The 20,431-nt window shown below is 38.5% G+C and carries 21 protein-coding genes; 11 read left to right on the forward strand and 10 right to left on the reverse strand.

Going from position 1 to position 20,431, the window contains the following annotated elements; genetic code table 11:
* The 8 genes from KKF75_01930 to KKF75_01965 all read right to left on the reverse strand — a co-directional run.
* A partial coding sequence (locus tag KKF75_01930; protein MBU4380954.1) for a heavy metal translocating P-type ATPase occupies positions 1-1,628 on the reverse strand: 1,628 nt, incomplete at its 3' end.
* Between the two features lie 33 nt (positions 1,629-1,661).
* Entirely contained in the window at positions 1,662-2,486 is an 825-nt protein-coding gene (locus KKF75_01935; protein ID MBU4380955.1) for a DUF2318 domain-containing protein, read from the reverse strand.
* A 4-nt stretch (positions 2,487-2,490) separates the two neighbouring features.
* Positions 2,491-3,021, reverse strand: coding sequence for a hypothetical protein (locus KKF75_01940; protein MBU4380956.1), 531 nt, complete (start codon positions 3,019-3,021; stop codon positions 2,491-2,493).
* Positions 3,018-3,530: a hypothetical protein gene (locus KKF75_01945; GenBank protein MBU4380957.1), complete on the reverse strand. Its 513-nt coding sequence runs from the start codon at positions 3,528-3,530 to the stop codon at positions 3,018-3,020. The genes KKF75_01940 and KKF75_01945 overlap by 4 nt, the downstream gene beginning before the upstream one ends.
* Positions 3,531-3,533: 3 nt before the next feature.
* Positions 3,534-4,469, reverse strand: a complete 936-nt coding sequence (locus tag KKF75_01950; protein ID MBU4380958.1) for a thioredoxin domain-containing protein — start codon at positions 4,467-4,469, stop codon at positions 3,534-3,536.
* A 12-nt stretch (positions 4,470-4,481) separates the two neighbouring features.
* The gene (locus KKF75_01955; protein MBU4380959.1) at positions 4,482-4,682 is read right to left on the reverse strand and encodes a DUF2933 domain-containing protein; all 201 of its coding nucleotides are present in this window, start codon (positions 4,680-4,682) and stop codon (positions 4,482-4,484) included.
* Between the two features lie 29 nt (positions 4,683-4,711).
* The gene (locus tag KKF75_01960; protein MBU4380960.1) at positions 4,712-6,451 is read right to left on the reverse strand and encodes a sulfite exporter TauE/SafE family protein; all 1,740 of its coding nucleotides are present in this window, start codon (positions 6,449-6,451) and stop codon (positions 4,712-4,714) included.
* An 18-nt stretch (positions 6,452-6,469) separates the two neighbouring features.
* A complete protein-coding gene (locus KKF75_01965) occupies positions 6,470-6,742 on the reverse strand; it encodes a metal-sensitive transcriptional regulator (GenBank protein MBU4380961.1) in 273 nt (90 codons plus the stop codon).
* Positions 6,743-7,479: 737 nt separating this feature from the next.
* Between KKF75_01965 and KKF75_01970 the strand changes: the two genes are divergently transcribed.
* The 6 genes from KKF75_01970 to KKF75_01995 all read left to right on the forward strand — a co-directional run bounded on the left by KKF75_01970 (position 7,480) and on the right by KKF75_01995 (position 13,316).
* Positions 7,480-8,136: a hypothetical protein gene (locus tag KKF75_01970; GenBank protein ID MBU4380962.1), complete on the forward strand. Its 657-nt coding sequence runs from the start codon at positions 7,480-7,482 to the stop codon at positions 8,134-8,136.
* Between the two features lie 717 nt (positions 8,137-8,853).
* The gene (locus KKF75_01975) at positions 8,854-9,525 is read left to right on the forward strand and encodes a class E sortase (protein MBU4380963.1); all 672 of its coding nucleotides are present in this window, start codon (positions 8,854-8,856) and stop codon (positions 9,523-9,525) included.
* Positions 9,522-10,529 carry a rod shape-determining protein gene (locus KKF75_01980; protein ID MBU4380964.1) on the forward strand — a complete coding sequence of 336 codons (1,008 nt, stop codon included), beginning with the start codon at positions 9,522-9,524 and terminating at the stop codon, positions 10,527-10,529. Before KKF75_01975 ends, KKF75_01980 begins: the two co-directional genes overlap by 4 nt.
* 68 nt (positions 10,530-10,597) lie before the next feature.
* Positions 10,598-11,749: a PEGA domain-containing protein gene (locus KKF75_01985; protein ID MBU4380965.1), complete on the forward strand. Its 1,152-nt coding sequence runs from the start codon at positions 10,598-10,600 to the stop codon at positions 11,747-11,749.
* 11 nt (positions 11,750-11,760) lie between these two features.
* Complete coding sequence (locus KKF75_01990) at positions 11,761-12,519, forward strand: WecB/TagA/CpsF family glycosyltransferase (protein ID MBU4380966.1); 759 nt, start codon at positions 11,761-11,763, stop codon at positions 12,517-12,519.
* A gap of 62 nt (positions 12,520-12,581) precedes the next feature.
* Entirely contained in the window at positions 12,582-13,316 is a 735-nt protein-coding gene (locus tag KKF75_01995) for a helix-turn-helix domain-containing protein (GenBank protein ID MBU4380967.1), read from the forward strand.
* A 42-nt stretch (positions 13,317-13,358) separates the two neighbouring features.
* On the opposite strand, the gene KKF75_02000 is transcribed toward KKF75_01995, so the two are convergent.
* Positions 13,359-13,613 carry an RNA-binding protein gene (locus KKF75_02000; GenBank protein ID MBU4380968.1) on the reverse strand — a complete coding sequence of 85 codons (255 nt, stop codon included), beginning with the start codon at positions 13,611-13,613 and terminating at the stop codon, positions 13,359-13,361.
* Between the two features lie 399 nt (positions 13,614-14,012).
* On the opposite strand from KKF75_02000, the gene KKF75_02005 reads away from it, so the two are divergent.
* The 5 genes from KKF75_02005 to KKF75_02025 all read left to right on the forward strand — a co-directional run bounded on the left by KKF75_02005 (position 14,013) and on the right by KKF75_02025 (position 19,072).
* Positions 14,013-15,185, forward strand: coding sequence for a hypothetical protein (locus tag KKF75_02005; GenBank protein ID MBU4380969.1), 1,173 nt, complete (start codon positions 14,013-14,015; stop codon positions 15,183-15,185).
* A gap of 227 nt (positions 15,186-15,412) precedes the next feature.
* Positions 15,413-15,673 carry a type II toxin-antitoxin system PrlF family antitoxin gene (locus KKF75_02010; protein MBU4380970.1) on the forward strand — a complete coding sequence of 87 codons (261 nt, stop codon included), beginning with the start codon at positions 15,413-15,415 and terminating at the stop codon, positions 15,671-15,673.
* Positions 15,670-16,077 carry a PIN domain-containing protein gene (locus tag KKF75_02015; protein ID MBU4380971.1) on the forward strand — a complete coding sequence of 136 codons (408 nt, stop codon included), beginning with the start codon at positions 15,670-15,672 and terminating at the stop codon, positions 16,075-16,077. The genes KKF75_02010 and KKF75_02015 overlap by 4 nt, the downstream gene beginning before the upstream one ends.
* On the forward strand, positions 16,074-17,597 hold the full coding sequence (locus KKF75_02020; protein MBU4380972.1) for a glycogen synthase: 1,524 nt from the start codon (positions 16,074-16,076) through the stop codon (positions 17,595-17,597). The genes KKF75_02015 and KKF75_02020 overlap by 4 nt, the downstream gene beginning before the upstream one ends.
* The gene (locus KKF75_02025; GenBank protein ID MBU4380973.1) at positions 17,597-19,072 is read left to right on the forward strand and encodes a hypothetical protein; all 1,476 of its coding nucleotides are present in this window, start codon (positions 17,597-17,599) and stop codon (positions 19,070-19,072) included. Before KKF75_02020 ends, KKF75_02025 begins: the two co-directional genes overlap by 1 nt.
* Here KKF75_02025 and KKF75_02030 read toward each other — a convergent pair.
* Entirely contained in the window at positions 19,057-20,361 is a 1,305-nt protein-coding gene (locus KKF75_02030; GenBank protein MBU4380974.1) for an ATP-binding protein, read from the reverse strand. The genes KKF75_02025 and KKF75_02030 overlap by 16 nt on opposite strands.
* Between the last annotated feature and the right edge of the window lie 70 nt (positions 20,362-20,431).

The following is a 20,431-nucleotide window of genomic DNA, read 5'->3' on the forward strand; positions in this document are numbered from 1 at the left end:
AAAATCATTGCTGTTTTGCCTTGATCTTCTAAAACAATCATTTTTTCTTCTATTATATTTGAATTAATTTGATTGTTAGCCATTAGTTTTCTTGTTCCAAAAAGTATTTTTTTATTTTCCAAATCAGCTGTAACGCCATAGCCGGGAATAGCTTGAAAGTTTTTTACTTCTGAAAAATTAGCTTTTTTTTCTTTCGCCTTATTAATAATTGCTTGGGCTAAAGGGTGCTCGGAATTTTTTTCCACTGACGCGGCGATTTGCAAAATAGAATTTTCGCTAATCTCATCTTTAACTTGAACAATATCAGTAACGCTTGGCTCACCTTTGGTTAGCGTTCCTGTTTTATCAAATATAACAATATTTACATCTCTGGCAATTTCTAACGCCTTGCCGCTTTTAATTAAAATGCCATTTTTTGCCGCCAGACCAGTACCCATCATCACGGCGGTTGGCGTTGCCAGACCTAAAGCGCAAGGGCAAGCGATGATTAAAACAGCCACAAAAACCATTAAAGCCGAAGCCAAAGGCTGCCCTAATAGAAGCCAGATGGCAAAAGCAAAAATAGCAATACCAATCACGGACGGAACAAAATAAAAAGAAACTTTATCGGCCAATAGCTGGATTGGCGCTTTGGAACCCATTGCTTCCTCAACTATTTTTATAATCTGGGCCAACATCGTATCTTTGCCGACTCGGGTTGCTCTAAATTTCAAAACACCGGTTTTGTTAATGGTGGCGCCGATTACTTCATCGTCTTTTTTCTTTTCCACGGGAATACTTTCGCCGGTGATGGCTTTTTCATCAACACCGGAATAGCCGTCAATAACAATCCCGTCTACCGGAATTTTTTCGCCGGGCTTGACTAAAATAATATCCCCGACTTTTACTTCGGAAATAGGAATTTTTATCTCCTCATTGTCTTTTATAATCGTCGCTTCTTTGGGCTGAAGCCCGATTAATTTTTTAATCGCTTCGCTAGTTTTCCCCTTAGTCATCACCTCAAGGTATTTTCCTAAAGAAATAAAAACCAAAATTAAAGCCGCGCTTTCATAATAAAGATGTGCTTCAACTTTTGTTCCCAAAAATATCAAAACGGAAATGGTTAAACTATAAAAATAAGCAACGGCTGTGCCAATAAAGATTAGAGAATCCATATTGGGTGCCAACCGCAATAGATTTTTAAAACCAGAAGTCCAGATATTAAAACAAGAAACAATAACAGCCGTCGTTAAAACAAACTGGATAATGGTTCCGTATTTTTCAAAAATTATCGGCATCGGCAAACCAACCATCTCGCCCATCACCATATAAATAATGGGCAAACTGAAAATTAAGGCGAAAATAAACCGCTTTTTTAATTTTTGTATTTCTTGCGCTTTTGCCTCTTTATGGTGGTCGTGCATTTCTTCCTCAAAAGTTTCTTCCGTCGCTTTATATCCCAATTTTTCCATTATCTTTTGAATTCGGGCAATGCTTATCTCAATTGGGTCAAACTCTAAATAAGCTTTTTCTGTAGCAAAATTAACATTAATCGATTTTATACCTTCCTCGTTTTTTAGCGCATTCTCAATAATAGCCGAGCACGAAGCACAATGCATGCCAGAAATTTTTAGAATTGTTTTTTCCATAATGTTTATAAAAATTAATGCTAATAAAAATAATTAAAATAAATCCAAAACCTGTTCGAGGTCTGCTTCTTTAATGACGATTTTCCCATTTTTAACTTCTAAATTTGGATTTATCGGGCCAGGATTACATCCGCCTTTTTCCGTGGCAATTTTTTCTATAGGATAACGGTTGCCGCAATTATTACAGACAATCTCATCGCCTTCTTGATGAAATCCTTTTCTCTCGGTAAAACAAACCTGACAAGCATCAGCAGCCGCGCGGTAGATTCCATTCCTGTCTTTGACCACGAAAAAGTGAATTATTTTGCCGTTAGGCATTTCTATGTTGTAGAAACGCGCTTTATTATCGTTAAATTGCGCGGCGTTTAATTCAACTTCTCTATTTTCAAAAACCACTTTTTCTCCTTTTTCGCCCAAAAATAGTTTTTCAGTCTGAACCGGAGACGATGTTTGGTTTTGGACTTTAAGAATTTGTTTATTATCCGTCGGGCAACTAAGGAGTTTTTTTAGTTCATCAAAAGTTTTATAACCCGAGTAAACTTTATCATTGATAACAAAGGTCGGTACGCTTTCAAATTTATGGCGAATCGGCCCAACTGCCGCATTAATTTTTTTCACTTTTATTCCCAATTGTTCAATCTTTTCAATTGTCCCTTCATTTTTGACCCTCTGACACCAGCCACATTGATCAAGATAATAAAATGTTATTTCTTGAACTTGACACTGGCTTTGGCTGACATTTTTTTCCGGTTTTCTCAAAATAAAAAGTCCTCCGATAATTAAAACAACAACTGCGACTACAAAAATCGGCCAGTATTTCCCCCTTTGATGGTTTGTAATATTTTTATTTTTTGGCATATTTTTATTCCTTGCAACAATCAATAATTTTTTTAACTATTATTCCCAACTTTCCCCAAAAACCTTTTTTCTCCTGGTCGTGCGCGTTCAGCTGGTCATCATCAATGGCCTTCACTGCGCCAAGATTAACCAATTTCAGATTTATTCCCCAGAACAAAGAATAAAGCCGATAAGCTTTTAAAAACAATTCTTCCGCTTCCTTCCTTTTTTCTTGATGAAAATATTTCGTTCCCACCTCAATTAATCTCATACTGGCGGCGAGTAAATGTTTCTCTATACACCAAATCTCTCCCTCTGATTCTTTGACCAGTTTTTTCATCAGGGCTTTGCGCATTTCGCGAATTTCGTAAAGCAAATCAAAATATTCTGCCTTTTCTGTTTTAGACGCGGTAAAGAAAAAATGTTCTTCAAGGCTTACTAAATTCATTACCGCGATACTCAAATCTTCGTCTGAAGATAAATCGAGCTGATGTTCTTTTTTCAAGCTGTCCACTTTGGTTAATAATTCGTCCATTGACGGTAATTTATTCATCATAAAACAAAATATAAACCTAAGCTAAAAATAATAAGTAAACTGATGGCTATAATCATTTTTTGATGCGAAATAAAAATTTTACCTTCATTTTGCTTTCTTAAAAATTTATCTAAATAAGACGCTAATAAAAGAAGCAAGCTGCCAAGAATTATGCCGAAAACGATTTTATCAATCCCAAAAATTTTGTTGTAAGGACTTAAACCGCCAAACTGATACAAAAACAACATGGTAAGACCAAAAAAAACGAGAAGAATTAAAAAAAGTTGAAATCTTATTCTTTTTCCTTTTTTAATCAGTAAGTTATTAAAAACCATTGAAGCGGAGAGAATAAATCCGCCAAGCCAAAGACCAATAATTGTGTCGTCAACTCCGAGCCAGCGGAAAATTCCCAGAAACGCTCCCGTTGCCACAACGCACATAGGACAAAATGCCAAGGCTTTAATCGGTAAAAAAATTAAAGTAAAAACTAGCCCCCACAAAAAGATAAAATAACCTTTAAAAATTTTCATAAATTATTGACTAAGTAAATTATCGATTATTTGCTTGAATGACTCATAGGGCAGAGCGCCGCTTACCAATTGCCCATTAATAAATGTGGCGGGAGTGCCGTTAACTCCCTTTCCCGTCCCTTCTTGAAAATCAGCCTGAACTTTTTGAGCATATTTTCCCGAATCAAGACATTCGTTAAATTTTCCGCTATTTAATTCTAAATCTTTCGCCCATTGTTTAAAATTTTCTATGCTATAACCTAATTGAAAATTTTCAAACAACTTATCATGATATTCCCAGAACTTTCCCTGCTCGTCAGCGCATTCAGATGCCTCGGCCGCTTTTTGAGCGTTTGGATGGAATCCTAAAGGAAAATGTTTGTAAACTAACCTGACCTTTCCTTTATAATCGTCTAAAATTTTAATCAGAGTTGGATTATGTCTGGCGCTGAAAGGACATTCAAAACAAGAAAATTCAACCAAAGTAATCAACGCATTGAAATCGCCGCGGATATGATCATTTTTTGTAATGTCAAATTGAGCAATTGCCGGCGCTTCGAGCGGTTGAGTATCGTTAACGGGCAAATTTTGGGCTATTTGTCCGGTGGAAATAGTTTTCTTGCCGCCGTCGCCATTAATAATAATTGCCCCGGCAATAATTAAACCTGCGATAATTATAGAGATTGGTATAGAAAGATTGGGACGAGAATAATCTTCTTTAACATTCTTCTCTTTTTCTGTGTCTTCAATTTTTTCAACGCTGTATTCACCGACGCTCTCAATCTCACGCTGAATTTCCGTTTCTTCAATCGCATTTTCATCGTAAACTATCACGCCCTTTCCCGATTCATGACTTATTTTTGTTTGAATCACGCCTTGCAGATTTTTTAATCTTTCCTCGATTAAAATAGCGCAAGAGTTGCAGTGCATGCCGTGAATTTTAAATTTTGCTTTTTTCATCGTTTTAAATTTTTAATGACAATTATTATTTTTAACTCCCTTGTTTTTTTCCTTTCCCATGAACAGTTTCATTAAAACAATGTGAGATAATGGGCAAAGTAAAATTAATAAAAAAGTAAACGAACCAAGGTTAAGGTATTTAGGCAATATAATAATGGCCGACATCGCCAAAGCGCAACATATAAGCATTATTAACCAGTGTTTATTCTTCATAATTTGAATTTAATTATTTTAATAAATTTTCATCTTGCGCCGCAGCTGCCGCTTCCGCCGCCGCAGCCGCATCCTTTTGCGCCGGAGGGAATAACATCGTTGTCATTCGTATTTGCGAAATCTGCGGATTGAGCGTAAGCGCTGGAGCTTTTTGCCGCAATTTTACTATCAACCACTTCTATAATCCCCGAGACCATTCCCATCCAGCAGGAAAATTTGTATTTTCCCGGCTTTTCCGGAGTAAATTCTTTGACGCTCACTTGGCCAGGAGTTAAAGGAATTTCGTCGGCAAATAAACCGCGGGAGATAATGGCATTGGTGCAGCCGCTTGTCCCTTCATCAGCAATTTCCCATCTGACAGGAACTCCGACTTTGACCTTAAAATAATTTGGTTTATAGCCAGAACTTAAGGCGTCCATTTTTATAACCTGTTTGCCGTTAACAATCGGCGGCAAACCATCTTCGTCGCCGTTGGCAGACTGTTGATTAGAATTAAATTTTATATCGCTTAAACTGGAAAATCCCAAAACATTTAACTGGGCATTGATATTGTATAAGGCGAAAAACAAAACCAAAACGCCGGCAACTTTTAGGAATTTATTGGCTAAATGCGGCTTTTGAGAAAATTTAACCGAGGATAAACCAATTGCCAAAAGAGCCGGCAATGTCCCTAAAGCGAAAAAAAGCATAATAAGAGCTCCTTGGAGCGGACTGCCGGAAATTAAAGCCAAACTTTGCGCAGTTATAGTGAAACCGCAAGGCAAAAAGAAAGTAAGCGCTCCCATTAGAAATGGCTTGTATTTTCCTTGAAATTTAGTTTCATCGGCAATGTGTCTGGTTATGAATTTAGGCATGGTAAACTGAAATTTTCGGAAAGCTTTTACTCCTAACATTTGTAAAGCTAAGAAAACCATCATCACAGAAACAACGGCGATTAAAACAGAAGTAAAAGTTAAAGAGATCTGAAGTTTGCTTCCAATGGCTCCAATAACGGCTCCCAAAAGAGCGTAAGAAACAATTCTTCCGGCATTAAACATTAAATGTGGTTGAAGTTTCTCCATGGTTGAATTTCTTTCTGAATACATTTCCAGCCACTGTTTAGACATTGAAAGAATCAAGCCGCCGACTAGAGCCGCGCAACTGGAAACACCAGCCAATAATCCCAAAAGAAAGAATGTAGGTAAAGATGAAGTTGAGCTAACGTTTACCAAGCCGGCAAAACCGCTATTTTTAATAATGAAAAAGCCGACAATAAAAAATAAAGCGGCGCCAGCGATTACGAAAAGGTCATTCTCTTTTTTTCCTCCCATTGTTTTTATTGGCTGATCAAAGAAACGATAATTTTCTTTTCTGAAAATTCCATTTAATCTATCGACGCTTGGTTTTTCTTCTGTATATTCAAGTAAAACTTCGCCCTTGTCAGCCTTGGCTTCCACTGATTTTATTCCTTTTAGTGCCAATAATCTTTTCTCTATTAAAACCTCGCAAGAAGCGCAATGCATTCCTTGAACAAAATAGGCGTGCTCTTTTCTCATTGGCTGGCTTTCCAGCACCTCTTTTTTTATTTGGAATTTTAATTCTTTGATTTTGCCGAAAATTTCCTCTTGAGAAATTTTATTAGTATCAAATTCCACCCAAGATTCGCCGCCCTTGCTATCAATATTTACATTTCTTACTCCCTCTAAAACATCTATTTCAGTTTCAATCAGCGCCTTATCGTTTTCCGAGCTGATATTTTCAATTTGAATTTTAGTTTTTTTAAGCATCATAAATTATATTTTTTAACATTATTTATTAAGCAATTTTGTAACTCTTAAAATCTCTTCCGTCATTTCCTGTTTCCTTTTTTCATTTTTTGTTCCCATTGCTGTTTTAAAACAGGTATTTAGATGATTTTCCATTAACATTTGATGGGCAGATTTCAAAAGACCTATCACGGCCGAATTTTGCTGCATAATATCAATGCAGTATTCATCGGCTTCGACCATCTTGATAATTTTCAATATTAAGCCTTGAGCCTTCTTAAAATTTATGAGGGTTTTTTCTTTTTGGGTAGCCATATTTTTTAAATTAATAGTTAATAATTTATCCAGACCTCGACCATAGATATAGGTCTATTATATCAATTTAAAAATCCTTGTCAATAGCAAATTTACTTTTAATCGTGTTTGTGCTAAATTATAGACATAAAGACATTAAATTTCTGAATCTACCACCCTTTTAATTTTTGGTTCCGCCGCCGTTCGCCAAAAATTCTGGCCGTCCCCGCCGTCGTTGAAACTTTGGCGGGCAGGCATTCAGGCGGGCGGAAACGCGGAGCGGAGCTAATCAAGCATTTTTCGTTCGAAAAAGGTTCGAGCTTCGTTCAGTAATTGCGACCATCCTATGCTCCTTCGGAGCTACGGATGGCAAGCCACCTTTTGTATTTTGTGCTATAATCTCTCTTGTCAACCCCGTCAACTACATTAGAAAAAAAGGAGGGTGCCATGAGTATCACCGTTAGTGTTTCCCCTATTGAAGGGGGAACCATCAGGGGGTGGAAGGTGGAGTTCGAGAGTAACGAAGTGACCGTTATCCTTGAATCGGATGCTCAAATGATTAGGAAGATGATCGAGCGAGCGAAACACATGGGCTATACAGAGGGGTATACCCAGGGATTCACACACGGAAAGAGGGTTCTACGGGTTGAAAACGACAGACCACGCCTCACCCGATAATGCCTGTCGTTGTCTCTCAAGAGCAAATGGTTTTTCTGTCCAAACCATTTGCTTCTTTTTTTGTGGTATACTTTTTCTATATGGAAAAAGACCCGCAGAAACTCATGGAGCAAGGCTGGAAAGCGCGCGAAGATTACCGCTTCCCTGAATCCGAAAAACTTCTTACCCAAGCTTATAATCTATTTCTTTCTCAAGGCGATTATCTTAATGCCTCGGAATGTTTAAACCATCTGGCGTATCTCTATAAAACAATCTCGTTTACAAATGCTAATTTGGCAAAAGACCATGCTCAAAAAGCTCTTAAACTATGTCAGAAACATCATATTAAAGACACTCTAGCTTTTAGGGCAAATTCTTCTGTTTACAAGTATGCCGGGAATTTTGAAAAGGCCGAAAAATACCTCTTAAAGTTTTTGGAGAAAGAAACCCACCCCGCGCCTCGCGCCGATATCTTGGGTGATTTGGCTTTTATCACGATGCGCCGAGGAAACATTCAAAAAGCCCAAGAAATCATCAACGAGGCTTTAGGGGAATTGGAAAAGGGTTGGGAGGACGAAAGAATGCCTCATAAAATGATTTGGAAAACAAAACTTTTAATGTATAAATCTCTTATTCTCTACAATCTTGATGACAAAGTTGAAGCTAGAAAGCTGGCTCAAGAAGCGCAAAAACTAGCCAAAGATAATAATCTTAAAATGCGTCTTGCCGAATCTCAAGAACTCCTTAAACTCTTCTAATCCTTTGAACCCTTGAAAAACTATAGGAAGTAGTGTAGAATTGGCTCCAGCGTAAAACGATTTCGGGCGGGTTGCCGTCCGAAAAATTTCTTTATCCTCAAGGAGGTAGGAAAATGAAGACGAAAATAATCGTCTTGTTGTCGGTCGTCGCGTTGGCTTTTTTGGTCGGATGGGGCATGGCGCATGCTGAGACACCAGTCCAGCCGGATACTTGGGCGTTGGGTTGGAATACTTTGGGATGTGCCAAGAGCGTTGGGATCTCCCCCTGGACAGGGAGGTATGATCCCCGGTGTTGGTCGGTTTATGGGTACCAGGTACAACCTGGACCCATCACCGAATCCTCGGGGAAATTCGTTCTGGTCGGAGGTTATTGGTTTGAAAAGACCTCCGTTCGCGCAGTTTCTCCCACCCCGCCTCCGTGGGCAACCGCCACCCCGGTTCCGCCGCCGGTACCAACCGTTTGGCGTCCCTCCGCCAAACCCGTTGTCTCGCAACCAATATGGTGGCCGACCCCGCTCCCTACGCCGGGGGCGCCGGTACCCACGCCCTTCGTCGTCCGTAGTGGGGCGACACCAACCCCCCGCGGACCATGTTCCATCTGTCCGTGAGAGGTTCCCCTTGGGTGATTGTTCGAGCTTGAAGTTTAGCTTGCCAATCACCCGGGGGAGTAGTATTTTACCCTTATCATTATTTCCCTTTTGTGTTAACATTTTGGGCATGAACAAGTCTGATTTCAAGTTTATTTTTATTCGGATTATCTCTAATATTTTAATTTTTGGGGCAATTACGATCCTTTATTTAACTTACGGAGCTTGGGCAAAAGACAACCTACTTTTTATTGCAACAAAAGCGCGTGGAGTCAGCTATCAACTCTCCACCAACAGTGATAACCCGGAAGACCCGTCATTGCTTACCGCTCTTAAAGAAAGAAAACCCCTTGCTATCAGCCCGGTAAATAGCGATTTTGCTTTAGTGATACCCCAAATTGGCTTAAGTGTGCCGGTGGTTAAAAATATCTCGATTACAGACAAAGCAAAATATTTGGAAGCCTTAAAATTTGGAGTTGCCCATGCCAAGGGAACCGTCTTGCCGGGAGAGATTGGAAATTCTTATTATTTTTCGCACTCGAGTCTTAATTTTTGGGAACTGGGATCTTACGCTACTAGCTTTAATTTGCTCAATAGAATTACGCCAGGAAGTGACATCTATGTATTTTATCAGGGCAAACAATACCAATATAGAGTGCTCCAAACAGAGATTGTTAAAGGCTGGGACACTGTGCCTTATTATCGGGAATTTGTCAAGCCAATGTTGACTTTACAGACATGTAGTCCTCCAGGAACAACCATTAATAGGTTACTAATTCTAGCGGAGCTTGTGGAGCAATGAGCCTATCCAAAAAAATCGCCATAGATTTAGGTACCGCCAACTCGGTTGTTAGTGTTGTAGGTGAGGGAGTATTGGTCAACGAGCCCTCCGTTGTTGCCGTAAACTCGGACGATAGAAGGGTTTTAGCTGTAGGAGTTTTGGCCAAAGATATGGTGGGCAAGACCCCCGAGGGAATAGAGGCAATTAGACCCTTACGCGATGGCGTCATTGCCGATTTTGCCATAACCGAGGCGATGCTTAAATATTTTATAGATAAAACTGGGGGTAAAATTAGATTGTTAAAGCCTACGGTGATGATCTCGGTTCCCGCCGGGGTTACCTCTGTGGAATCAAGGGCGGTATTGGAGGCTGCCTATAACGCTGGAGCAAGAATCGCCTATTTGATTCCCGAACCTTTAGCGGCGGCAATTGGAGCGGAATTGCCGATTGGCGACCCCTCGGGAAATATGATTATAAATTCTGGCGGTGGCACGACCGAAGTTGCGGTTATTTCGTTGGGGGGAATTGTGGTTTCGGGATCGGTGCGCGTTGCCGGTAATAAAATAGACGAAGCTATCGCAAGCTATGCCCGTCGTAAATATGGTCTTTTTATTGGTGAAAAAACTTCCGAGGATATAAAAATAAATATTGGTTGGGCAATTGTTCCTACAAAAGAAATGGAAATGGAAGTCAAAGGAAGAGATACCATCAACGGTTTGCCTAGAACAGTTATTATTAAATCCAGTGAAATCGCGCTTGCTATAGAGCCGACGCTAAAAGATCTAATCAGCGAAGTTAAACAGGTTTTAGAAAGAACCCCGCCAGAGCTTGCCAGCGATGTGATTGATCGGGGAATTGTCATGTCAGGGGGAACTTCCAAACTGCGCGGGATCGAAAAATTTGTCACCCGCGAAACTGGGCTTCCAGCTCATATTGCCGACGACCCCCTGCTTTGTGTGGTTAAGGGCATCAGTTTAGTTTTGGAGAACTTAGAGGCTTTTGAGAAGAGCATTATCAGAAAGTAATTTTTAATTTTTAATTATTTGTTGCGTTTCTATTAGAATATTTTGATTAGATGTTCTATAATTGTCTTATGAAAAATCCTTTGCGAAACGGTGTTCCAATATTTCCAGTTTTGATGTTCTTGCTCCTTTTATCCTGGGCAACGGTAATGTATTCCCAAGGATACCGACTCAACTTTAACAAAAAAGAAGTCACGGTTTTGCAAACTGGAATCCTTTCGGTTCGTAGCAATCCCGAGGGAGCCAAAGTCTATTTGGATGGAAAAGTTATTACCGCAACCAATTCAACAATTTCTTCTTTAGCCCCAGCGACCTACAAATTAGAAGTCACCAAAGACGGATTTACTTCTTGGGGAAAGCAAGTTCAAGTTTACAACGACAAGGTTACCGATATTACTGCGCTTTTAATTTCTAAATCTCCTAGAATTGAACCGCTAACCACTTTTGGAGTCTCGGCATTTTCGGTCTCCAACGACGGCTCCAAAATTGCTTATGCCACAAAAAACGGCAAAGAGCCAGGGATTTGGCTTTTACCTTTGTCCGGAACCACCTCGATTTCTATTTTTGGCGGTAATAGAAATCTGTTAATTTTAGACACGCCGTCAATTGCCTATTCTATGGCTAAAGATTTAGTCTGGTCTCCAGACGACAAACAGTTACTTATTAAGATGAACGATAGCAAATATTATGTTTTAGACGCAAGTGGTGGAGCAATTCAGACAACTCCAGAAGTTGTCACGAGTCCCGAGGCAATTTATCAGGAATGGGCAACAAGTAAAGAGGATAAGCTAAAAAAATATTTAGAAAAAATAAACCTGCCACAGGATTTTACAGCTATTGCTTTAGACCCCGAGACAGTTTGGTCCCCCGATCTTAAAAAGTTTCTTTACAAAAATACGCTTTCTGACGAAAAGTTAGAATATAAGGTGTCTAATTTTGAGAATCCGCTTCCAGTTGGTGAAGAGTTAGAATATTCTCCTTTTAAGGTTGATAAGGAATCTAACGCCAAAGTTTATTGGTATTCCGATTCTTATCATTTAATAGTGGTAGAAGAGGGGACTGTAGAGGTAATAAGAATAGATGGAAGCAACAGGACCGAAATTTTTACGGGAAATTTAGCTAGTAGCAAAGCGTATCCAACCCCAGGAGGGGACAAAATAATAGTTCTGGCGTCGTTTAAGCAGTCGGTTCCGCCAGATTTGTATACTGTGAGTATCAGGTAAGTGGAAGTTATATGAAGTCTACCTATATCCTTGGAGTTCGAATTGACATTGTAAATAAAGAGGAGACCTTAAAAGAGATCCAGCAATTAGCTCAATCTAGTAAGCCCTCCTGTGTCGTTACAGTTAACCCTGAACATTTATACGATGCTCATTACGATCCCGCATTTAAGAAAATACTAAATAAGAGTAATTTAAATTTATGCGATGGGGTTGGCGTAAAGTTGGTCTCTTTTTTATTTCCACCTATAATAAAAGAGGTAGTATCGGGATCTAGTATCTTAAAAGATACTTTAATATCGTCAAGGAATAATAAATATAGAGTATTGGTACTTGTTGCTCCAAACTCCCTTGCAACAAAAGAAAAGATAGAGAAGTATTTAATTGAGCAACTAGAGATGTCAAAGGAGTGTATAAGAGTTATTTCAACGATAGAGGTAGTCTCAAATAATATTGTTAAAACAATAGTAACATTTAGACCAAATGTAACACTGTTGACATATAATCACATCTTAGCAAATACTTTAATACAACAAATGGTAGATGTGAGTGTTAGTGGCGTAAAAATGAATGTTGGGGGTTCTTTTGACTATTTATTAGGTTTGCGGAAAAACCCTCCCTCAATCTTTAGGCATTTTGGATTAGAATGGCTGTACAGGTTAGTAAATGAACCAGTTTATCGCTATAAGAGAGTATTTAAGGCTGTTATTTTATTTCCGCTTTTGGTTTTATCCACAAAAATCTTCTTGACATATCCTAATACAAAAGAGTAGGTTGGAGATATTACTAGCATTTTCGTTTTCTCCAAACATTAAGTTTGGGGGAACGCCCAACCATGATATTAGTAGACAAACTCTACAAGTCCTCGGAAGTGTGTGACATACTAGGTGTAAGTTTAAGAACCTTATATCGGTACATAGAAGATGGTAAGCTCGGATCAGTACAACTTGCGTCAGGAAGGCACAGATTTACCAAAGACCAGATCGAAAAATTTTTGCAATTAGGACCAACTGTTAAAGAAGAGGTTAAAGAAGAGAAAGAGGTGGTGGAGACAAAAGAAGTGCTAGAGGAGCCAATTAAAGAAACCCCCATGATGGGTTTAGGTGCAGAGGAAGAAGTCGAAGAAGAGGAAAAAGCGGAAGAACCCGAGATTAAATCTACACTTCTTGCCGAAGACGAGGTTTTTAAACCGTTATATTTTAGATGTCCGTTTGATGATCTAAGAGTCATCGCTAAACTTATAAAGAGAGCGGGGGAAAATGCCAGCGCCGATTACGCTTTTACCGGCCCTGCTGGTTTGTCGTTGTTTTACCCAATTAAGGCATTTGATAAATTGCATGTTTATGTTTCTCCCGACCAAATGGATTTTTGGAAGCTAAGATTGCAGTTAGAGGAATCGTCAGAGGAGTTTGCCAATGTGGTCATTATTAAGGCCGATACAGTAGATGTCTTTTCGCAAGCGGGAGAACGGGGTGGGTTAAAGCATGTATCTGTCGAGAGAATTAAAGACGATTTAAAGCAGATGAACATGGCAGAGGAACTAAAGGAATTTGAGAGTAAGGGATACTAAAAAAATCTCCCCGCCAAAGGCGGGGAGATTTAATACCAGTCATTAACCTTGTTTTTCTCTTGCCATATCTACAACTAATGCTCGACCTTCTATATCTTTTCCATTAAAGTCTGCCAAGGCTTTTTGAGCTTCTTCGTCTGTTGAGAATTCAACAAATCCAAAGCCTTTAGACCTTCTTGTCATTTTGTCCGTAATTACTACGGAATCAACAATGTTTCCCGCTGGGGAAAAAAGGGCTCTTATGTCCTCGGAGGTAAACTTGAATGGAAGGTTTCCTACATATAACTTTTTACTCACTTGCTATCACCGCCTTAAAAGATGGCATAACAAAAGAATCCGCAAGGAGCAAAAAATTTGCGTTACGAGAATCTTCTATCTAGCCTAACGGGGGGAGTTTAGCATGGAATTCTACTTTAGACAATGAGATGTTTTTTCCTGCATTTTACCTTACCAACAATGAGCCGCCGACAAACGGGGCGAAGTATTCCGGGTAGGGATTCCCCATAATACAAGGCAGCAAAGCTCCTTGTAAGTCTCTCTCTGGGCAGGGAATGTACCGAGTTGTCTCGCTCTCGCGAGTAGGCGGGTCGGTATTGGCAAGATATGGGAACAGTTTAACATTGCTCAAATACAAACTACAAGAATCTGTTTACTAAAAGTATAGACAAGAGTTTTTTCTATGCTTAATATAGAAATATGTCCAAAGTTTATACTGTTACTTTTGGTGGTTGGTATCAAAGAACTACTCTACATTTAAGCGAAATATTTGAATTTCTCTCCGTGGCTAATTCTTATCTAGATCTTTCTCAAGAAAAACTACTCTATCTTCATAAAAATTTGAACTTACAGGAGGTGTCCCGAGAAACAGACTATTTGGAATATGTAAGAGCAAAGACAACCGACGGTATAGAAATTAGGTATTTTGAAGATGGGCTTTATATCTTGGAATTTAAGACCGAAAACATTCAAGAAACAAAATTAATTTTAGAGAAATATTTTAACGACGCTTTTTTGCCTGCAATGGACTACATATTTTCTTTGGGAGCTCCGACGCCAAAGGTTTTAGCCAATATTAAAAACTCGCACCCTGTCGTTGTCTCATTTAGCGACAAGGATTTTGATAAGTTTGAAGTTGCGCCAGAAAAATTTGGAAAGGTTTATAGCAAAATTTCTTCACGGGATATGTGTGTTTACAAAACCAAGGATTATATTTTTGTTGTAGCAAAGACCAACGATGGGGATTCCATTAAAAAGGTTATAGAAACTCAAATTTTCTTTAGAGAATTTAAGGATCAGCTAGAAAAGTACCTTTTTATTCACCGAAAAATCTGGTTCGATATAGATCAAGTAAAAGAAATGGGGCAAATGAAATACAAGGATATACCAAAAATAAGAAGCAAGTTGGATGATTACAAAAAAACAATCAGCTTAATTAATAATAGAATTGCCCAAATGGATTCTTACGCCAAAACCAGACAATCGATAGCCCAGAGGTTTCAGATAGAAAACCACCTTTTAATGCTTTTTCAGTACCGTTTTGAATCTTTGTTAAACACATTAGATTACATCAAAGAGATTTGGAAAATGACTTTAGATTATGTAAATTTAGCCATAGATACTGTTTTGGGTTTGCAAAGTTCCAATACAGGCAGGAGCATTCAGTCTCTTACGCTAATTACAACCATGGGAGTTGTATCGGGTCTTTTAACCTACTTAACAAGAGATAAACTTCCGGCTTTTACTTTTATTGGGGCTTTGTATCTCATAACCCTTTTATCTTGTGGCTACCTAATAAATTTTGTTTTGCAGAAAATTTCGCAGAATAAAAAAGGAAAACTTAAATTTTCCAGCATTAACAAATCTATTTAAATATCAACGAACACACAAGTTAGAAAAAGAGGGGTGAGACCCCACAGGGGTCTCACCCCATAAGACTAAAAAGGGATAATCCCGACCCTAGGTCGGGATTATCCCTAATCGTTTTCTCAAAAGTATAGAGAGGGTTTTTTATAAATTATCGGGTAGTACCTGCTTGTAGTAAGCACATTGAGTAAGGGTATTGACATCATGTAAGGAATTGTGATACTCTCATTGTCATGAATACAGTAGCTACAGTTACTTCCAAAGGGCAAGTGACTATTCCCAAAATTGCTCGTGATGTTTTGCTTTTAGATGAAGGCGATAAACTGGTCTTTTCGGTTTTACCAGATTTAGGTTTTGTAAAGGTATTTCCTTTAAAAAATAATTTTTTATCTCAAGGCGCGTCCATTAAACCCTTAGGGATTAAAGATATTCATATTGTTCGGTCAAAAACCTTAAATTTAGTTGCCAAGAAAGTTGCAGCAGCAAGTCAATGACAAAAAGTTTTGTAGATACAAATATCTTTTTAAGATTTTTGGTAAAAGAGGACGAACAAGCCTATAACAAATCTTTCGCTTTATTTAAAAAAGCTTCAGAGGGTAAAATAAACTTAATCACATCTTCGCTAGTCATTTTTGAGATTATTTGGACACTAGAGTCGTTTTACAAAGTTAAAAAGAGTGATATTGTAGGGAAAGTTTTGGGGATATTAAATCTCCCTAATTTAGAAGTGGAAAAAGCGGAAATTTTGTTGCAAGCGCTTATTTTGTGGAAAGACGAAAATATTGATTTTGCGGATGCGTATAATTATTGTTTTTTTCTTAGCGAGTCGGTAGACTGTATCTATAGCTACGACAAACACTTTGATAAATTATCGTTAGTTAGGAGATTAGAACCATGACATTTGATAAATCTAAAAAACTAAAAGTTCTTATGGTAACGGCGGAAACCCGACCCTTTTCCAGCGTTGGGGGACAGGGAGTTGTGGTTTCCTATTTATCCAAAGCCTTGCGTGAAATGGGTGTTGACGCCCGAATTTTTACTCCCAAGTTTGGTTTTATTGACGAAAAAAAATACCCCAGCGAGTATGTCTATAAAGGGCTTAAAGTTCCCACTAGCCACAAATCCGATGCCAAAAGATTTTTAGTTTGTAATGTTAAATATTACAACCCCCAAGGAGAAGTTCCGGTGTACTTTTTAGAAAACATGGAATATTATGAATTACGAAGCAATGTTTATGACTATTCCGATGATCACATTCGTTGGGCGTTGCTTTCTCGCGCCGCTCTAGAATATATTAGTAAAACTTGCCAAAAACAAACCGAAGATAGTTTTGTCCCCGATATTATTCATTGTCATGATTGGCACACCGCACTAGTTCCCAATTATTTAGAATCCTCTTTTAAAGATGAAAAGTTTCTGAATAAAATTTCCACAGTTTTTACGATTCATAATTTAAAATTTCAAGGAATGGTAGATTTAAGAAATGCCTCCGAAATGAATTTAGACGATGGTAGGGGTTCCGTTGCGCCGTTTTTTACCAATAGACTTAAGCATTTAAATTTTATGAAGCGTGGCATTATCCACAGCGATCTTATTACAACGGTTTCCAAAACTTACAGTCGAGAGATGCTCACTCCAGAGTATGGTGAGGGGTTGAATAGACTTTTAACCGAGGTAAGGTCAAAATTAACTGGCGTGGTTAATGGGATTGATTATGAAGCTTTTGACCCAAAAACCGACTCAAAAATTGTGTCAAATTATGACTATAAATCGCTAGAGAAGCGCCGACCCAATAAGCTAGCCCTGCAAAAAGAGTTTGGTTTAAAACAAAATGCCAATATTCCAGTTGTTGCTTACGAGGGAAGGCTAGACGATCAAAAGGGGATAGATTTACTTCTGGATGTTCTTAACTACCTGCTTCGTGATTTTGAGATTCAATTTGTTCAAGTAGGTGGGGGGGCTTCTCACTACACTAAAAAATTGCAAGAATTAAAAGAAAAATTTCCAGAAAAAGTGGGAATTCACCCCTACCCCAATTTTGTTCTGCCCCGTCTGATATTTTCGGGAGCTGACATTATACTTATGCCGTCTAAATTTGAGCCCTGTGGTTTGGTGCAGGTAGAAGCAATGCGTTATGGTTGTATTCCAGTGGTTAGGGCAACCGGTGGTCTTGCTGATACTGTGGAAAATTATAATCCCGAAACAGGGCAGGGTACTGGGTTTGTGTTTAGCGACTACAATAAATACTCCTTTTTTGCGCAGGTGATAAGAGCTTTGGAGACTTTTCGTTACAAAGAGGTCTGGGAAAAAATTATGCAAAACGCGATGAAGAAGGATTTTAGCTGGAAAAACAGCGCGGGGGAGTATGTGGGACTGTATAAACAAGCGATTGAGAATCCGAGGGTTAGCTTAACTTAATGCTTTTCTCAATCTTCCTCCACATCTACCAGCCCGAGGATCAATATCCCGATGTTTTAGATCGGATTGTCAACGAGTCGTACCGCCCGATTTTTAAATTTTTGGTTAAAAACCCCAGTTGTCATCTAACATTTAACATCAACGCTGTACTAACAGAGCTTTGGGATAGATATCACTATACAGATCTAATTGATAATGTAAAAACATTGATTGATCGGGATCAGATTGAACTTACCGAAAGCGCCAAATACCACGCTTTTTTGCCACTAATCCCACACTCCGAGGTTGTGCGTCAAATAGAACTAAATCACGAGACCAATAAGTTTTACTTTGGGAAAAACTACCATCCGGCGGGTTTTTTTAGTCCCGAAATGAGCTACAGCCCCAAAATTGTCCAAGTCATTGGAGAAATGGGGTATAAATATATTTTAGCGGATGAGATTGCCTATAATGGCAAGCTGGATCAATGCAAGTTTAATGCAATTTACAAGATCAAAGGAACGGAGGTCAATGTACACTTTAGACATAAAAACCTTTCTAACATCATCATGGGAGCCAACATCCGTCCCACTGCCGAACTTGTACCTGTTATTAAAAAGTATTCCTCTGAACTTAGTTCCCTAAGCTACCTCCTAGTCGCTATGGATGGCGAAACTTTTGGTCATCACAGAATTGGTTTGGAGAAATTGCTGTTCGGACTCTTGCAAGCTAAAGAACTGAACAATGTCACAATAAGCCAAATAGCCAAACACATCAAAAAAACACAAGAAGTAACCCCGGTGGATTCTACTTGGGCATCATCCGAAAAAGATTTAGCCAACGGCACGCCATTTAATCTTTGGTATGAGAAGGAGAATAGAATTCATCAACTGCAGTGGGAACTTACGGGTTTAGCCATATCAACTGTAAGTAATAATGCAAATTCTACCAATTCGTCTAATTCAGAGTCCCGAAAATTACTAGATAGCGCTCTCCACTCCTGTCACTATTGGTGGGCAAGCGCTAAACCCTGGTGGTCTTTAGAAATGATCGAGCTTGGTGCTTATAAATTGTGGCAGGTGGTGGAGCAATCTTTAACAGCAAAACCAGAAGAAAAAGAAAAGGCTTTTAAATTGTATCAAGATATTATTGCCACGGCTTTTTCGTGGCAAAGAACTGGGTATGTGAGAAAGCTTGCTGGTGACGAAAAACAACAGATAAAAGTACCTTTTAAAGATCGCGGAAAACCGGGAGAATACAAGGCGCTTTTAGAACTTTTGGAAAAACAAGAAAAGCTTTGCGCTCAAAAAGGAGAATATGAGCAGGCAATTCGCTGGCGAGACGGCAGATACAAGCTAAAAAATAATTTGGATATTTATGATGCGGTGCATGTAATTGACCAATTAAGGCAAGAAGAAGTCTTTAAAGATTATGACAATTTAGTACAAAGGTATTCCCACTACAAAACCCTCTCTCCCGGTCAGCCCGAGAAGTAGGTTTCCAGAAGACAGGCGGGGAGCAGGTTTATTTTCATTCCGTCTTGGGTAAACGCGCCGTAATTGTTTTTTGTAATTAAATAAGCCTCGTCTAGTTTTTTGCTTTTAGCCAATTTTACTAAATTTTGGCTATCTTTTTGTTCAATATGCTCTTGATATTTAACCTCAAAAATGGAGGGATTTTTTTGTTGGAGAACAAAATCAACCTCAAAATTCTTTAATCTAAAAAATTCTACCTTGCCAAGACCAGATAAAAAATTAAAAACATAATTTTCCACTGTTTCTCCTAATCCACTTCGGGAAAAGTTTACCGAGCCCAGGTAAACCTTCTTTGCGGTACGACTGCTCTTAGCCAGTTTTTTGGTATTGTTTAGACACAAATCTAGTAAGAAAGATTTTTTAAGATACCCCAAATACTTTGCGGTGGTTTTGACATCTATTCCTAAATCGTTTGCCAAATTGCTGTATTCCAATAATGCGCCGGGGTGATTTTTTACAAAGCTAAAAATTAGATGTAGAATATCGGGTCGGTTTACCTTGTAAATTTTAGGCAAATCTTGCTCCACAATTTTTTCTTCTATTGTTTGTAAGTATAATTTAGACTGATCAGGTTTATAATTTTCTTTTACCAGTTCAGGAAATTGACCGAACTCTAGATAGTCTTTAAAGTGACTGTTAACTAAATTTGGCTGTCTCCCAAATATTTTTGGTAAATCGTTGGCATCATCTAAAACACTCTTTATGTTGCAATATTCTTTAAAACTAAGAGGGGGAACTGTGATATCTATAATTCTCCCCGCCAAACTCTCGGTAGCCTTTTTATAAATAAAAAGAGAGGACGAGCCACTTAAAAAGAACTTAAAATTTGGATTTAGATCGTAAAACCATTTTAAGGTATCCTGCCAGTGGGGAATATATTGAACTTCATCAAGCAAAATATATACCCTTTTGCTTATCTCTTTGGGACTGCTCTTTAAGAAATCTTCAAAATACCAGTTTAACAAATTCCGCAAAGTTTCAGGTTCGTATTTTACTTGCGCTTTTTCAAAAGAGAAGAAAAGTACTTGTTCTGGGGCAATATTCTCTTCAAGATGATATTTTATTTGTTGTAAGATTGTGCTCTTTCCGGTTCGTCTAAGACCAGTGAGTGCCACAGCGACTCTTTTATCTAACCACGAAAGTGATTGGTGATATACTGGGCGCAAAAACCAGCCCTTTTCGGGTTTAAAGTAGTCTTTAGAGTTCCATTGCGGATTTTGGGGGTACACCAATGCCTGTAAATTATCCATTTGGAGGTATTGTAATACCTCTAAAAGTAATGTCAAGGGTTTTTCGATAAGATGCAATAAAAAACGCAAT

This window comes from Patescibacteria group bacterium, assembly GCA_018896215.1.
In the GTDB taxonomy this organism is placed as follows: domain Bacteria; phylum Patescibacteriota; class WWE3; order 0-14-0-20-40-13; family 0-14-0-20-40-13; genus JAHINB01.